The organism is Achromobacter arsenitoxydans SY8 (assembly GCF_000236785.1).
In the GTDB taxonomy this organism is placed as follows: Bacteria; Pseudomonadota; Gammaproteobacteria; order Burkholderiales; family Burkholderiaceae_B; genus Achromobacter; species Achromobacter arsenitoxydans.
Genome location: NZ_AGUF01000073.1, coordinates 82,175 through 96,984 on the forward strand (window position 1 = coordinate 82,175; position 14,810 = coordinate 96,984).

Here is a 14,810-nt window from a genome sequence, read left to right on the forward strand (position 1 = left end):
GCGGGCGGCCGTCGCCCATGCCGGGCCGGCGCTCGCGCGAAGCTTCGAGTTTACGAGTGTTCGACGGCTTTGCCGTTACGCACGAAAGGCAGTTTGCAGGCCAGGGCGGACACCCACTTGCCGCGGATGTCGACCTCGACCGTGTCGCCCGGATTCACGCCTTGCGGCAGGCGGGCGAAGCCGATCGACACGCCCAGCGTGGGCGACATGGTGCCGCTGGTGAGCTCGCCCATGCCCTGTGCGGTGCGCACGGCCATGTGCGCGCGCATGACGCCGCGATCCTGAAGCTTCAGGCCGATGAAGGTGGCCGGCGTGGCGAACTGTTCCAGCGCGTCGCGGCCGATGAAACGGCGCTCGGCGTTCTTGAGGGACACGGTCCAGGTCAGGCCCGCCTGACCCGGCTGGGTCAGTTCGTCCATGTCCTGGCCATAGAGGTTCATGCCGGCTTCCAGGCGCAGCGTGTCGCGCGCGCCCAGGCCTGCCGGGCGCACGCCCTGGGCGACCAGGTCACGCCACAGCTGCACCACTTCGGTGGCGGGCAGTACGATTTCGAAGCCGTCTTCGCCGGTGTAGCCCGTGCGGGCGACCAGGGTGTCGTCGCCCACGCAGGCGGCGACAAAGGCAGTCAGGGGTTCCGTGGCGGCCTGCCAAGCCGGGCGCGCGGCCCAGACCTTGGCGCGCGCGTTGGGGCCCTGGACGGCGACCATGGCCAGGTCGCGGCGCGGCGTGACGGCGACGTCGAACGCGCCGGCCTGCTTCACGCGCTGCATCCAGGCCACGTCCTTGTCGGCCGTGCCGGCGTTCACCACCACGCGCCATTCGTCGGCCGCGAAGAAATAAATGATCAGGTCGTCGATGACGCCGCCCTGCGGATTCAGCATGCAGCTGTAGAGGGCCTTGCCGGGCACGGTCAGCTTGGCGACGTCGTTGGCGACCAGGCGCTGCAGGAAGGCAAAGGCGTCAGGGCCGGTCACGTCGACGTTGAGCATGTGCGAAACGTCGAACATGCCGGCGTCCTGGCGCACCGCGTGGTGCTCTTCAAGCTGCGAGCCGTAGGCCAGGGGCATGTCCCAGCCGCCGAAGTCGACCATGCGGGCGCCGGCGGCAAGGTGTTCTTCGGCCAACGGGGTGCGTTTGAGGGTAGCGGACATGCGGGGAACTCCGGGACGGCAGCAATGCCAGGGTTACGGAATGCCGGTAGTTGCGGGCGGACGGCGCCCGCACAACGGCTGAATCTTCCGCCCCTCTGTCCTTTTGCCTGAGAGTTGCCCCGCGTGGCGGGTTTGCACCTTCGGCGCCTGGGCTGCTCGCTATGTCCCTAGTTCAGGGGCGGCGCCAGGTCTCTCCAGAGTGCTGTTTTGCCGCGTCCGCCTGGCCTGGATGGCAAGAAAAGCGGGACGGGGCAAGCATGTGCGGTATCGGTTACCTGAGCGATTCTGGGCGAATTGCGCCTTCGGCGGCGGCCGGAATTTCTGCGTCGGCCGCTCTCTCCCGCAACATGCGTGACAGCGCCGAAAGCATACAACGAAAGCCCGGGGTAAGCCTAGAGCCGCCACGGTCTTTATGCAGCTATCCCAGCGCCGTATCCAGCAGCATCATCAGCACGAACCCCAGCATCAGACCGCAGGTTGCATAGACCTCGTGACCCTTGCGGTGCGATTCGGGGATGATTTCATGGCTGATGACAAACAGCATGGCGCCGGCGGCAAAGCCCAGCCCCCACGGCAGGAGCGGCGCCGAAAAACCCACGATGGCGGCCCCGAGCACGGCTCCCACGGGTTCCACCAGCCCGGACAACATGCCCAGCGCCACCGCAAAGGTGCGCTTGTAGCCCGCTGCCAGCAGGGCTACCGCCACCACCAGCCCCTCGGGAACGTCCTGGATTGCGATGCCCGTCGCCAGCGCCGTGCCGCGCACGGGATCGCCGCCGGCGTAGCCCACGCCGATCGCCAGGCCTTCGGGCAGGTTGTGCAGCATGATGGCGAAGACGAACAGCCAAGTGCGGCGCAGCCGGTGCGCCTCCATGCCTTCCCTGCCCTTGATGAAATGCTCGTGCGGCAGGATGCGGTCCATGAGCAGCAGGACCGCCGCCCCGAGCAGCACGGCCGCGCCGACCAACAGACCCGCGCCCCAGGGCCCGTAGCCCAGGTTCTTGCCCGCGGAAATGCCGGGCGCCACCAGGGAAAACGCGCAGGCGGCCAGCATCACGCCGGCGCCGAAGCCGAACATGCTGTCCTGGGCCTTCTGCGGAATGCTGCGGGCGAACAGGATGGGCAGCGTGCCCAGGGCCGTCGCGCCGGCCGCGACCAGCCCGCCCAGCAGGGCGTCGGCCACGTGCGGCGCCCGCACGTCCAGGTAGACCCAGAGCTGGTGCAACGCCAGACAAGACACCATCACGGCCAGCGTCCACACGCTGATGCTGGTTGCCGCGGGCCGCACCCGATGTCGGCTGAACGTATTCATAAGCCGCTGCGCTCCTTGCGAGAGATGCGCTCAGCCCTTGGCCGCGGCGTAGCGGCGCGCCACCTCGGGCCAGTTCACCACGTTGTAGAAAGCGCCGATGTATTCGGGCCGGCGGTTCTGGTACTTCAGATAATAAGCGTGTTCCCAGACATCCAGGCCCAGGATGGGCGTGTTGCCATGCATCAGCGGGCTGTCCTGGTTAGCGCTGCTTTCGACCACAAGCTTGCCGGCCGGCGTCACACTGAGCCAGGCCCAGCCGCTGCCGAAGCGGGTCAGCGCCGCCTTGGTGAAGGCCTCGCGGAAGGCGGCTTGCCCCCCCAGTTCCGATTCGATGGCCGCCGCCAGCGCGCCGTCCGGCTCGCCGCCGCCCTGCGGGGACATGACGGACCAGAACAGGCTGTGGTTCGCGTGGCCGCCGCCGTGGTTGCGGACGGCGCCGCGCACGGCTTCGGGCAATTGGTCCAGTCGCGCGACCAGGGCTTCAACCGGTTCATCAGTGGCGATGCCGGCGCCTTCCAGCGCGGCGTTCAGGCTGGTGACGTACGTCTGGTGATGCTTGCTGTAGTGGATCTCCATCGTCATCGCGTCGATGTGAGGTTCCAGCGCGTCATAGGCGTACGGCAGGGTCGGAAGGGTGTAGGCCATGCGAGTCTCCGTCGGATCCGTCCCCTGGGAAAGGGGCTTGATCAAGATCAAAACATAAATGATATGTATTTTTATTTAATATCACAATGCCGGATCGGCGATTCGGCCCCGATCCCGCGACGCATCGCGTAACCGGGCGTATCGCGCGTCTTCTACAGCGCCTGGCCGCAGGCCACGCCGGAAGCCCAGGCCCACTGGAAGTTGTAGCCGCCCAGCCAGCCCGTGACGTCCACGGCCTCGCCGATGAAGTACAGGCCGGGCGCCGCCTTGGCCTGCATGGATTTCTGGTCCAGGCCGCGCGTGTCCACGCCGCCGCGCATCACTTCGGCTTTCTTGTAGCCCGCAGTGCCGCTGGGAATCAGGCTCCACTGGTGAATGTCCTGCGCCAGCGCGCGCAGGGTCTTGTCCGGCGCGTCGGCCAGGCGCAGCGCGGCCAGCCCGGGCTTGCCGCCCAGCTCCGCCAGATGCAGCCAGCGGTCGGCCAGCCGCTTGGGCCACAGCCCTGCCAGCACCGTATGCAGCTGCTGGCGGTTGCCGGACTTGGACGCCAGCAGTTCTGCCGCCAGGTCGCGGCCCGGCGCCAGGTCGATCACGATGGGCTCGCCCGGCTTCCAGAAGCTGGAGATCTGCAGGATCGCCGGCCCCGACAGGCCCCGGTGGGTGAACAGCAGGTCTTCAAGAAACTCTCCGCGCGCCTTGCCCTGCCCCGTGTGCAGATTGACTTCCAGGGCTACGCCGGACAGTTCCGACAGGGCCTGCCAATGCGCGGGGTCGAAGGTCAGCGGCACCAGCGCGGGCCGCGGCTCTACCACCTTCAGGCCGAACTGGCGGGCGATCTTCAGGCCGAAGTCGGTGGCGCCCAGCTGGGGAATCGCCATGCCGCCGGTCGCCACCACCAGCTTGGCGGCGCGGATCGGGCCCTGGCTGGTGCGCAGCTCGAAGCCTTGTTCGCCGTGGGCGATCTCGGCCACGGTGCAGCCCATGCGCCACTGCACGTTGCCGGCGCCGCACTCGGCGCGCAGCATGTCGATGATGGATTCGCTGGAATCGTCGCAGAACAGCTGGCCGCGGTGCTTCTCGTGCCAGGCGATGCGGTGGCGCTTCATCAGCGCCAGAAAGTCCTGCGGCGTATAGCCGGACAGGGCCGAACGGCAGAAATGCGGATTGTCGGACAGGAAATTGGCGGGTCCGGCGCCGATGTTCGTGAAGTTGCAGCGGCCTCCGCCGGAAATGCGGATTTTCTCGGCCAGGCGCTGCGCGTGGTCGACCAGCACCACGCGCAAGCCGCGCTGGCCGGCCACCGACGCGCACATCATTCCCGCGGCGCCGGCGCCAAGTACGGCTACATCGAACATCAGGACTCCAGACCCGCCCGCGATCACTCTTCGATCAGGCAATCGACGTAGTAGCGCTTTTCGCCATCGGGACCAATTTCATCGGCCAGGCCGTGAATGTAGGTCTCGAAGCCCGGGAAGCGCTCGTTGAACTCGCGCGCGAACTGCAGGTACTGCACGATGGTGCGGTTGAAGCGTTCGCCCGGGATCAGCAGCGGGATGCCCGGGGGATACGGCGTCAGCAGCACGCCCGTGACTCGCCCTTCGAGCTTGTCGATGTCGACGCGTTCGACCTCGCGGTGCGCCATGCGGGCAAACGCGTCCGACGGCTTGAGCGCCGGCACCATGTCGCTCAGATACATCTCGGTCGTGAGGCGGGCGACGTCGCGCTCGCGGTAGGCCTCGTGAATCTGCTGGCACAGGTCGCGCAGGCCCATGCGCTCGTAGCGGCGATGGTCGCGGCAGAACTCGGGCAGGATGCGCCACAGCGGCTGGTTGCGGTCGTAGTCGTCCTTGAACTGCTGCAGGGCGGTCAGCAGCGTGTTCCAGCGGCCCTTGGTGATGCCGATGGTGAACAGGATGAAGAACGAGTACAGGCCGGTCTTTTCGACCACGACGCCGTGCTCGGTCAGGTACTTGGACACCAGCGCGGCGGGAATGCCGGTTTCGCCGAAGCTGCCCGACATGTCCAGCCCCGGCGTAATGACCGTGGCCTTGATCGGATCCAGCATGTTGAAGCCTTCGGCCATCTCGCCGAAGCCGTGCCAATGGTCGTTGGCTTCCAGGATCCATTCGTCGCGGTTGCCGATGCCTTCGGGCACCAGGCGGTTCGGGCCCCAGACCTTGAACCACCAGTCGTTCTTGCCGAATTCGGACTCCACCTTGCGCATGGCGCGGCGGAAATCCAGGGCTTCGCGGATGCTTTCCTCGACCAGCGCGGTGCCTCCCGGCGGCTCCATCATGGCGGCCGCCACGTCGCAGGACGCGATGATCGCGTACTGCGGCGACGTGGACGTGTGCATCAGGTACGCCTCGTTGAAGACGTTGCGGTCCAGCTTGCGGGTCTCGGACTCCTGCACGATGATCTGCGAGGCCTGCGAGATGCCGGCCAGCAGCTTGTGCGTGGAGTGCGTGGCGAAGACCATGGCGTCCTGGCTGCGCGGGCGGTCCTGGCCGATGGCGTGCATGTCCTGGTAGAACTCGTGGAACGAAGCGTGCGGCAGCCAGGCTTCATCGAAGTGCAGCGTGTCGACATAGCTGCCCAGCTGCTTCTTGATCATTTCGACGTTGTAGATGACGCCGTCGTACGTGCTTTGCGTCAGCGTCAGGATGCGCGGGTTCTTGTTCGCCGCTTCGCGCGCGAACGGGTTGGCCTCGATTTTCTTGCGAATGTTGTCCGGGTGGAACTCTTCCAGCGGAATCGGCCCGATGATGCCCAGGTGGTTGCGCGTGGGGCGCAGGAACACCGGGATGGCGCCCGTCATCGTGATGGCGTGCAGGATCGACTTGTGGCAGTTGCGGTCCACCACCACCACGTCGCCCGCGGCCACGTTGGCGTGCCACACCACCTTGTTCGAGGTCGACGTGCCGTTGGTCACGAAGAAGCAGTGGTCCGCGTGGAAGATGCGCGCGGCGTTCAGTTCGGATTCAGCGACCGGGCCGGTGTGATCCAGCAGTTGACCCAATTCGTCGACCGCGTTGCAGACGTCGGCGCGCAGCATGTTTTCGCCGAAGAACTGGTGGAACATCTGGCCCACCGGGCTCTTCAGGAACGCCACGCCGCCCGAGTGGCCCGGGCAGTGCCACGAGTACGAACCGTCCTGCGCGTACTTGACCAGTTCGCGGAAGAACGGCGGCGGCAGGCTGTCGACGTAGCTGCGGGCTTCGCGGATGATGTGGCGCGCCACGAATTCGGGGGTGTCCTCGAACATGTGGATGAAGCCGTGCAGTTCGCGCAGGATGTCGTTCGGGATGTGTTCGGAGGTGCGCGTTTCCCCATACAGGTAGATGGGGATATCAGCGTTGCGGAAGCGCAGTTCACCGATGAAGGTGCGCAGATTCTTGATCGCGCTGGCCACGTCCTCGGGCGAATCCACATCGAACTCTTCGTCGTCGATCGACAGGATGAAGGCGCTGGCGCGGCTCTGCTGCTGCGCGAACGAACTCAAGTCGCCGTAACTGGTCACCCCGATCACCTCGACGCCCTCGGCCTCGATTGCTGCGGACAAGGCACGGATACCCAAACCGGACGCGTTCTCGGAACGGTAGTCCTCGTCGATGATGAAGATAGGGAAGCGGAATTTCATGCAGGCGCTCCTGGGGGCAAGGCGAATCGGTCGCGTATCGCGGCGCGAATGTACTGCTAGTAAAGATCCGTCAGATGACAGACGGCGCGAGGTCCCGCCGGGCGGCGGGATTGGCGGAATTGTAGGGCTGTTTTTCTTACAGTCCTAAGGGAAATCCCCAGAAGGCGTCCAGGGGCGTTGTCATGACGCCAAAAGGGCCGGCCTGCCGCCCTTCCCCCGCAGCGGCAGGGGGAGGCCGAAGACGGCCGGGGACCGGGGGCCTGGGCCCGCCGAGGCCATCGCAAAGCCGAGCCTAGCGGATGGTCGCGGCCTCGCCGGACTGCAGGGCGGACGTGAATTGCTCAAAGTAGGCGGGGATCGCCTCGGACGCGCCGTAGCGGATACGCCGTTCGACCTTGGCGATGGCGCCGAAGCAAACCTCGGCCCCGGGCTCGCCGCAGACCAGGACCACGGGGTCCTCGTCGTCGCAGACTTCATACAGGCCGCCATGCGCGCGGCGGCCGATCTCGTAGAGGTAGGCGGCTGCGCCGACAGTCTGCATGGGGGTCAGAGGCAGCGTGCCCAGATGGGCGGCCTCGAGTGCGTCATCGAGCGCATGGACGCTGGACGGGGAGTAGTCCAGCACGGCGCCGGTGGGCCCGGCTGCCTGCACGAAATCCTGCGCGGCACCCGCCACGCGCGCCACGAATTCTTCCTGGACTTCGTCGCGCGTGACATCCTGGTTTATCTTGAGGAAACCGAACATCATTGGCTCCTTTGTGAAAACCGCAAGCGGCGTTAAGACCATTATAGGCAGCCCCCTGCGCCATGCCGCCCGAACGTTCCCTATTCCCAACACTCCTTAGCCCATGCCAGCCCCCATCGTAAGACGCCTGACCGCCCCGGATGCCGCGCCCCTGCGGCAATTGCGCCTGGACGCGCTGGTCGAAACGCCGGAATCCTTCGGATCGAGTTACGAAGAGGAACACACGCTGACATTGGAGGACATCCGCGAATGGATAGTCCCCGCGGACGACGGCGCCATGTTCGGCGTCTTTGCCGATGGCGCACTGGCCGGGATGGTGGGCGTGGGCCGGCAGCGCAAACTGAAGATGCGCCACAAGGCGCACATCTGGAGCATGTACGTGACGCCGGCCCAGCGCGGACGCGGGTTCGCCCGGCTGCTGATGCAGGCGGCGATCGGCCACGCGCGGACCATGCGCGGGGTCCGCCAGGTGCAGTTGAGCGTGACCGCCAACAACACCGCGGCGGTCGCGCTGTATGCCGGCATGGGCTTCGCCGTGTATGGCCACGAGCCGGAGGCGCTGTGCGTGAACGGCAGGCTCTACGACGAAGCGCTGATGGCGCTGCCGCTGGCGGACGGCTAGCGCGGAGCGCGGAATCAGGCGGCAGCCGACCTACGGCGCGCGCCGTACGCGCACACCTGGTTGCGGCCGCCGTCCTTGGCCTTGTAGAGCGCTTGGTCGGCCGCCTTGATGACGGCGTCGGGCGCGCGCAGCGCATCGCTGCGCTCGGCCACGCCAATGCTGACGGTCACGCGCAGCGGCCTCGAACCGCGGCCGCGGTTGCCGCGCCTGCGTTGGCCGATCTGGTCGGCCTTCGGCCGGGCCGGCTTGTCGCGCAGCCGCATCTGGTAAGCCTCGATCGCGCGCCTGACCGTTTCCAGGTGCGGCATGGCTTCGGCCGCGGTCTTGCCCGGGAACACCAGCGTGAACTCTTCCCCGCCGTAGCGGTAGGCGTGGCCGCCGCCGGGCACGCGGCGCAACTGGGACGCCACCATGCGCAGCACCTGGTCGCCCACGTCGTGGCCATGGGTGTCATTGAACGCCTTGAAATGGTCGACGTCGGCCATCGCAAGCGTGTAGACGCGGCCCATGCGCTGCAGCCGCTCGTTCAGCGCGCGCCGGCCCGGCAGGCCGGTGAGCTCGTCGCGAAACGCCATGTGGAAGCCTTCGTGCGCCAGCGAAATGCACAGCGCCGTCAGCGACGCGGCGGACATCAGCGCCAGTTCGATGGGATGGGCGGCCCCACGCGGCAGGGCCCACGCCATGCAGACGAATCCCAGCCATTGGCCGGCCTGCTGCGGGCGGCCATAGCGCAGGAGCAGCAAGGTCAGGGTCAGGCCGGTAGCCAGCAGCGCCACCAGCGCCTCGGCCGGCACGCCCAGGCGCGCCAGCATGCCTTGCAGGGCGATCGTGCTGAAGATGCCGCCCACGCCGTCCTTGCCGGCCAGCGCGATCGCCGCCACGCCGGCGGCCATCAGGCCAATGCGCAAGCCCACGTCGATAAGCATGCTGGATCGCTCGGACCACAGCGCATTGATCGTGTAGACAAGCGACCACCAGGCCAGCACGGCCCCCATCGCCCAGGGCGCCTCGCGCGCGAGCGTGGGCCACGCGGCCGTCACCGCGAGCACGCACAGCATCAGCGCCAATGTCTGCGATCGCTGGTACATCAGGCAGATCGCCGCGCCGATCAGCGCCATCGCCCACGGCACGAAGGGCACGATGAGCGTCAGCGCTGGCGGCCATTCCCGCCAGAACAGAAGGCCCACCGCCGCAGCGACCGGCAACGCGGGATAGAACAACAGGGGCAGCCAGGGAATATGGGGGTAACGCACGGATGGGGCCTTGCTCACGCTTGCAGATATGACGTCGCCAAATCGGCAAACACATGTATTCTTTTTACGGACGCGGCATGGGGTTCTTTAGCACAAGCCGCGTAACAGCGCGGGCATCGGGCCCGCGCCAAACCTCCCGGCGCCGCCAGCGCAAGATCCCATGAGAATCCTGGTCAACATCGACGTGCCCGATCTGGAGCACGCCATCGCGTTCTATCGACAGGCCTTCGGCCTGAGACTGCACCGGCGCCTGGGGCCGACGGGTGCGGAAATGCTGGGCGCCGATGCGCCCATCTACCTGCTGGAGAAGGCCGCCGGCACGCCGGCCGCCGGCGCGGCGCGCCAGCCTCGCGACTACGCGCGGCACTGGACGCCCGTGCATCTGGACGTGGTGGTCGAGGACGTAGACAGCGCCGTGGCCCGCGCCGTCGCCGCAGGCGCGCGGCTGGAAGACCCGCCCGCCACGCACGCCTGGGGCCGCATCGCGCACCTGAGCGACCCCTACGGCCACGGCATCTGCATCCTGCAGTTCCTGGGCCGCGGCTACGACGAGCTGGCGCAGGACGGCGCCACCGACCCGGGCGGACTGCGGTTCACGCCGGCATCGGAATCGGATTTCGAGGCGTTGCTGGCGCTGCGGATCGCGGCCATGCGCGAAAGCCTGGAACGGCTGGGCCGGTTCGACCCGGAGCGGGCGCGGACGCGGCTGCGCGGCAATTTCCGGCCGGACTGCACCTGGCATATCGAACGGAATGGTCAGCGCGTCGGCTTCTATGCCGTGCGCCCGGACGGCGATGGATTGCGGCTGGACCACCTGTACCTGCATCCCGAGGCGCAAGGCCAGGGGCTGGGCGGGGAGGTCATGCGGTGGATCCTGCGGTATGCCGACAGCCGCGGGCTGCCGGTGACGCTGGGCGCGCTGCGCGGCAGCGATTCGAATCGCTTCTATCGCCGGCATGGCTTCGTGCAGACCGGCGAAGGCGAGTGGGACATCGAGTACCTGCGCGAATGCCTGCCGCCCGCGTCCCCGGAATGATGAATCAGGTGCGCGGCAGCGTCACGCCGCGCTGGCCCTGGTACTTGCCGCCGCGGTCGCGATAAGAGGTTTCGCAGACCTCGTCGCTTTCCAGGAACAGCATCTGCGCGCAGCCTTCACCCGCATAGATCTTGGCGGGCAGCGGCGTGGTGTTCGAGAATTCGAGCGTGACGTGGCCTTCCCATTCGGGTTCCAGCGGCGTGACGTTGACGATGATGCCGCAACGCGCGTAAGTGCTCTTGCCCAGGCAGACCGTCAGGACGCTGCGCGGAATCCGGAAGTATTCCACGGTGCGCGCCAGCGCGAATGAATTGGGCGGGATGATGCAGACATCGCCCTTGAAGTCCACGAACGAGCCTTCGTCGAAATTCTTGGGATCGACGATGGTGGAATTGATGTTGGTGAAGATCTTGAATTCGTCGGCGCAGCGCACGTCGTAGCCGTAGCTGCTGGTGCCGTAGCTGACGATGCGCCCGCCATTGGCCGTACGGACCTGCCCCGGTTCGAAGGGTTCGATCATGCCGGCTTCGGCCTGGCGGCGGATCCAGCGGTCGCTTTTGATGCTCATGGTGGGTGTGGTGCTAGGGAATGGAGTGGCCGCCATTTTATCCCGAGCGCGTCCGCTGCGCCCCGGCCCGGGCGGGACGGCCTTGTCCCGCCTCAAGCCGCGCGCCGGTCAATTGCCGAACAGCGTCCGGTAGACCAGAGAGATCCCGTTGACCGAACCGCCCTTCAAATCCAGGGACAGTCCCCGAGCCAGGCGGTAACTGGCGCGCCCCACCGTGTCGCTGCCAGACAGCGCCTGCTCGACGCTCAGCGTGATGCCGTTGGCGAAGTTCTTGCTGGCCACCAGGAACTGGGTGGAGAGATCGCTGTTGATATCCCTGTTCACGTTGCCGGCCACGGTGCGGTCGGGCAGGATGCTGCCCGAACTGCCCATGTTGCCCGTGCGCACGGCGACGTCGTCCAGCCCGAACTGCTTATAGAAAGGCTGTCCGCCGCCCAACAACGCGGTGCCGATGGACACCAGCAGGGCTGCGTCGCCGCCGCTTTCATCGGGGCCGCGGCCCAGCAGCAGCCAGGACAGTTTTTCGACGTCGCTCACCTCGGGATAGGACACCAGGTCGATGCGCGGCCGCTGGGCCGTGCCCACCACGCGCACGCCCGCCTCTACCAGTTCGCCGGTGCGCAGGGCCTCGATGTCCAGGATGGGATTGTCCAGGCGCCCCTGGAACGTCAGCGTGCCCCGGCTCAGCCGCAACCGCTGCCCGTAGGCCTCGATGCCGCCGCCGCGGGTGCGCAACTGGCCCCAACCCGTCAGGCGGCCGTCATTCAGCCGGATCTGGATGGCGCCCAGCAAGCCGGCGTCCAGCCCCATGCCGGTGATGTAGAACCGCGGTCCCATGTCGAACTTGAGGTCCATGGAGGTCTGCAGGGGCGTCGAGATCTTCGACGCGTCCTCGCCCGCCCGGATCACCCGGACATCGTCGTCCAGCGAGGGCACGCCCTGCAGGATCTCCAGGCTGAACCAGCCCGCGTCGGCCGTCAGGTTCCCGACGATATCCAGGCGCGGCATGGCGGCCCTGACCTCGACGGTGCCGGACACCATGGCGTAGCGGTCCGACCGCTGCAACGCGGGAAAGCGATGCAGCGTCAGTTTGACCGTGCCGCCGCCGTCCATGATGTTCCAGTCGCCCTTGGCTTCGGCATACCCGCCCTTCGCCCCGGGATTGGTCGTGATCCACTCCTTGGTGCGCCATTCCGCCGGCATGACGCGCAGCGACGCCGGGAAGCGCAGGCTGTCCAGCACCAGCCGCTGTCCGTCCAGCCGGGCGGACAGCGTGCCGTCGAGCAGCCGCACGCCATCGTCGATGCGCACCAGCCGCAGTTTGTCGCCCCGGATGTTGCCGGTCGCGTTCCACTGGCCGGCAAGCGTGCCCTGCACGTCGATGTTGGCGTTGAGCGTGCCGCCGACCTCCATCGTGTCGCCCACGAACAGGCCCACCCAGGCCAGGTCGGCGATGTCGGCATTCAGGCGGGCCCGCAGCGGCTGTCGCGCGTCCAGTGCCATGCCGCCCTGGGCGTCTACGGCCAGCACCGCCGTCCCGGTCCCGTTGACCGAGCCCATCTTGTCGGTGGCCAGATCGAGCCGGGCGTCCAGCCGGCTGGCGTTGGCCGACGTGGGCGTGGCGGTCAGCTCCAGCGCCAGGGTCTTCACGCCCAGCGGGATGGGGGGATCGCCCGGAATCAGCAGGTCGCCGGAACGGCGGGCGATCCTTGCCCTGCCGCCCAAGCGCCCGTCGAATTTCAGGTCCCACAGCAGATCCAGCGCGATGCGCCGCTGGCCCTCGGGCACCATGGCGTTCACCCTGCCCTCGTTTTTGCCCAGCTTGGCCGCCGCTTCAGGATCGAACGCGCCGACCACCTGGCGCGCCATGGCGGCGGAAATAACGAGGTTATCGGCCTGGCCGGCCGTTTCCCAGCGCTTGCCGCCCCCACGCGATCCTTGATGCGCCACGGTCAGGCGTTCCTTGCCGGGCAGCGTCAGGCTGAACGCGGTCTGGCCGACCTGCCACTGCCATTGCGGCGCGACGGCCGACGGCAGAAAGCTCAGCGTCACCGGCCGGTCCGCCGACACGGCAAAACCTGCGGTATCGGCGGACAGCCGGGAAAACGAGCCGCGCCAGCCGGCGAGCGCGGCATCGGGCTGTCCGGCGGGGCCTCTGCCCCAGCCGCCGGCGAACGTAAGATTGGCCTGCGCGCGCGCCTGTCCGATCACACCGGGACGCGGATTGGGCGGGGTGTAGCTGGCCGTGATTTCGCCCCGATGAGAGGCGACCGAACCATCAAGCCTGGCCCTCACGTCCGCGCCGCCCGGCAGGTCGGGCCAGAAGGCGTCCAACTGGGGCGCTTGCGCGTCCAGCGTGACGGCGCCGCCCGCCGCCTCCAGTTCGCCTGTCGCGCGAACGCGGTTGCGCCCAAGCCGCAAGTCCACGTCCAAGCCGTGGATCCGCAAGCCCGCCAGCGGATCCAGCTCGGGATCCGGCGCGGCGGTTCCGCCGGGCGCCGCCGCGGCGACATCCACCTGCGCCTTCACAGCGCCGCTCAGCGGCTGGCGGTTCCAGCGGCTGCCCTCTTCGAAGCGAAGGTCAACGGCAGCCTGGCGCAGTTGGCTCAGATTTTCGATCTCGGCCCGCACGTCGGCGCGCACGGTCAGCACCGCCGGCGGAATGGCGCTGCCCGCCCATGGCCCCAAGTCCAGGCGCTGCGCATCGAGCGACCCGATGATCCGGTCGCGGCCGGGGACATCGCCCGCCTGCAGGTCGAACTGCGCGGCGAGCGTCGATTTATCGGGCAACTGCGCGCGCGCCCGAGCGCTGCGCAGCACCAGCGCCGTGCGAGGCGCCAAGTCGGCCACCACGTCCAGCACCAGATTGGAACCGGTGCCGTCCAACTTGGCCTGGATGCCGTCCAGCGACCCCGCGGCGTCGGCGCGCAGCACGACCAGGCAAGCAGGCGCGGGCGGCCCCATCGGCGCGGCCGCGGCGGCAGGAGTCTGCGCGCTGTTGCCCTTGGCCTCCGCGGCGGCGCCGGCCCGGCCCTTGGACGCCTCGTTTGCCCTGGACTTGGCGCCGCCCCTGGCCGCCCCATCCGCCTTGGGCCTGGCCTGGTTTTTAGCCGGCTCATCAGCGTTGGGCTTGGCCTGCCCGGCCACCGGCCCGAACACGCCGCTCAGCCGGTCTGCCTGGCACAGCGGCGACTCGGGCCCCGAGCCTCGCGCCGTTACGTCCAGGCGCGCCGCGAAGGGCCAGGGATCGGCCATGCCCTGCAGGTCCGCCTGACCGGTCACGTCCGCCTGGCCCACCTCGTGCCCGACGCGCAGGCTGGCGATGCGCAACTGCGCGCCCTGTTTGCCCGCGGCGAAGGTGGCGCTCAGGTCGTTCAGCGTAACGGGCAGCGGCTGGCCGTCCTGGATGAACTGGAAGTCGCCCAGCGCCAGCCGGTCCACGGCGATGGTTACCGGCAATTCCGGCAGGGTGAAAGGCGCGTCGCTGTCATCGGCAGGCGGTTCCTCGGGCGCGGACGTCATCGCGACGCGAACCGACCCCGCCGAGACATTGCGCACATGCAGCAGCCGGTCCCCCAGCGCGCGCCAGCGCACCACCAGATTGAGGTCGCTGATGTCGATGCGCGTGCCGCCCGTTTCAAGCTCCAGCCGGCCTACGGACACGCCCCGCAGGATCGAGCCGCGCACGTCCAGCGCCTGCCCGTTCAATTGCTGGGCGGCGGTGGTCAGCAGCAAACGCGTGCCATTCTGCGACGCGGCCAGCCAGAACAGGAAGCCCGCCGCCAGCACGGCCAGCATGGCAAGCCCCGGCAGCCACCAGACCAGCACATGGCGCAGG

Annotated in this window: 11 protein-coding genes and 2 riboswitches; of the genes, 2 read left to right on the plus strand and 9 right to left on the minus strand. The window is 67.9% G+C overall.

The window, feature by feature from the left end; translation table 11 throughout:
- Positions 1 to 50: 50 nt before the first annotated feature.
- The 6 genes from gcvT to KYC_RS22335 all read right to left on the minus strand — a co-directional run bounded on the left by gcvT (position 51) and on the right by KYC_RS22335 (position 7,493).
- Positions 51 to 1,151, minus strand: a complete 1,101-nt coding sequence (gene gcvT, locus KYC_RS22310; protein ID WP_008166715.1) for a glycine cleavage system aminomethyltransferase GcvT — start codon at positions 1,149 to 1,151, stop codon at positions 51 to 53.
- 85 nt (positions 1,152 to 1,236) lie between these two features.
- Positions 1,237 to 1,359: riboswitch (glycine riboswitch) on the minus strand.
- Between the two features lie 44 nt (positions 1,360 to 1,403).
- Positions 1,404 to 1,504: riboswitch (glycine riboswitch) on the minus strand.
- A gap of 65 nt (positions 1,505 to 1,569) precedes the next feature.
- Positions 1,570 to 2,463, minus strand: coding sequence for a ZIP family metal transporter (locus KYC_RS22315; RefSeq protein ID WP_008166716.1), 894 nt, complete (start codon positions 2,461 to 2,463; stop codon positions 1,570 to 1,572).
- A gap of 30 nt (positions 2,464 to 2,493) precedes the next feature.
- Entirely contained in the window at positions 2,494 to 3,108 is a 615-nt protein-coding gene (locus KYC_RS22320) for a superoxide dismutase (protein WP_008166719.1), read from the minus strand.
- Positions 3,109 to 3,260: 152 nt separating this feature from the next.
- Positions 3,261 to 4,463: a BaiN/RdsA family NAD(P)/FAD-dependent oxidoreductase gene (locus KYC_RS22325; protein ID WP_008166721.1), complete on the minus strand. Its 1,203-nt coding sequence runs from the start codon at positions 4,461 to 4,463 to the stop codon at positions 3,261 to 3,263.
- Positions 4,464 to 4,486: 23 nt separating this feature from the next.
- Positions 4,487 to 6,748, minus strand: a complete 2,262-nt coding sequence (locus KYC_RS22330; RefSeq protein ID WP_008166723.1) for an arginine/lysine/ornithine decarboxylase — start codon at positions 6,746 to 6,748, stop codon at positions 4,487 to 4,489.
- A gap of 292 nt (positions 6,749 to 7,040) precedes the next feature.
- Positions 7,041 to 7,493 carry a hypothetical protein gene (locus KYC_RS22335; protein ID WP_008166725.1) on the minus strand — a complete coding sequence of 151 codons (453 nt, stop codon included), beginning with the start codon at positions 7,491 to 7,493 and terminating at the stop codon, positions 7,041 to 7,043.
- Between the two features lie 103 nt (positions 7,494 to 7,596).
- On the opposite strand from KYC_RS22335, the gene KYC_RS22340 reads away from it, so the two are divergent.
- Positions 7,597 to 8,115, plus strand: a complete 519-nt coding sequence (locus KYC_RS22340; RefSeq protein WP_043519086.1) for a GNAT family N-acetyltransferase — start codon at positions 7,597 to 7,599, stop codon at positions 8,113 to 8,115.
- Between the two features lie 14 nt (positions 8,116 to 8,129).
- On the opposite strand, the gene KYC_RS22345 is transcribed toward KYC_RS22340, so the two are convergent.
- Positions 8,130 to 9,368: a GGDEF domain-containing protein gene (locus tag KYC_RS22345; protein WP_008166729.1), complete on the minus strand. Its 1,239-nt coding sequence runs from the start codon at positions 9,366 to 9,368 to the stop codon at positions 8,130 to 8,132.
- A gap of 160 nt (positions 9,369 to 9,528) precedes the next feature.
- Between KYC_RS22345 and KYC_RS22350 the strand changes: the two genes are divergently transcribed.
- Complete coding sequence (locus tag KYC_RS22350) at positions 9,529 to 10,404, plus strand: GNAT family N-acetyltransferase (protein ID WP_008166731.1); 876 nt, start codon at positions 9,529 to 9,531, stop codon at positions 10,402 to 10,404.
- Between the two features lie 4 nt (positions 10,405 to 10,408).
- Here the strand turns inward: KYC_RS22350 and dcd are convergent, their stop codons facing one another.
- Positions 10,409 to 10,972, minus strand: a complete 564-nt coding sequence (gene dcd, locus KYC_RS22355; RefSeq protein ID WP_008166733.1) for a dCTP deaminase — start codon at positions 10,970 to 10,972, stop codon at positions 10,409 to 10,411.
- Between the two features lie 108 nt (positions 10,973 to 11,080).
- Complete coding sequence (locus KYC_RS22360; RefSeq protein WP_050814929.1) at positions 11,081 to 14,770, minus strand: translocation/assembly module TamB domain-containing protein; 3,690 nt, start codon at positions 14,768 to 14,770, stop codon at positions 11,081 to 11,083.
- Positions 14,771 to 14,810 lie beyond the last annotated feature (40 nt).

Excerpts from the sequence above, each read along its gene's own strand:
- gcvT (WP_008166715.1), bottom strand. The coding sequence starts at position 1,151 with ATGTCCGCTACCCTCAAACGCACCCCGTTGGCCGAAGAACACCTTGCC.
- KYC_RS22315 (WP_008166716.1), bottom strand. The coding sequence starts at position 2,463 with ATGAATACGTTCAGCCGACATCGGGTGCGGCCCGCGGCAACCAGCATC.
- KYC_RS22320 (WP_008166719.1), bottom strand. The coding sequence starts at position 3,108 with ATGGCCTACACCCTTCCGACCCTGCCGTACGCCTATGACGCGCTGGAA.
- KYC_RS22325 (WP_008166721.1), bottom strand. The coding sequence starts at position 4,463 with ATGTTCGATGTAGCCGTACTTGGCGCCGGCGCCGCGGGAATGATGTGC.
- KYC_RS22330 (WP_008166723.1), bottom strand. The coding sequence starts at position 6,748 with ATGAAATTCCGCTTCCCTATCTTCATCATCGACGAGGACTACCGTTCC.
- KYC_RS22335 (WP_008166725.1), bottom strand. The coding sequence starts at position 7,493 with ATGTTCGGTTTCCTCAAGATAAACCAGGATGTCACGCGCGACGAAGTC.
- KYC_RS22340 (WP_043519086.1), top strand. The coding sequence starts at position 7,597 with ATGCCAGCCCCCATCGTAAGACGCCTGACCGCCCCGGATGCCGCGCCC.
- KYC_RS22350 (WP_008166731.1), top strand. The coding sequence starts at position 9,529 with ATGAGAATCCTGGTCAACATCGACGTGCCCGATCTGGAGCACGCCATC.
- dcd (WP_008166733.1), bottom strand. The coding sequence starts at position 10,972 with ATGAGCATCAAAAGCGACCGCTGGATCCGCCGCCAGGCCGAAGCCGGC.
- KYC_RS22360 (WP_050814929.1), bottom strand. The coding sequence starts at position 14,770 with ATGCTGGCCGTGCTGGCGGCGGGCTTCCTGTTCTGGCTGGCCGCGTCG.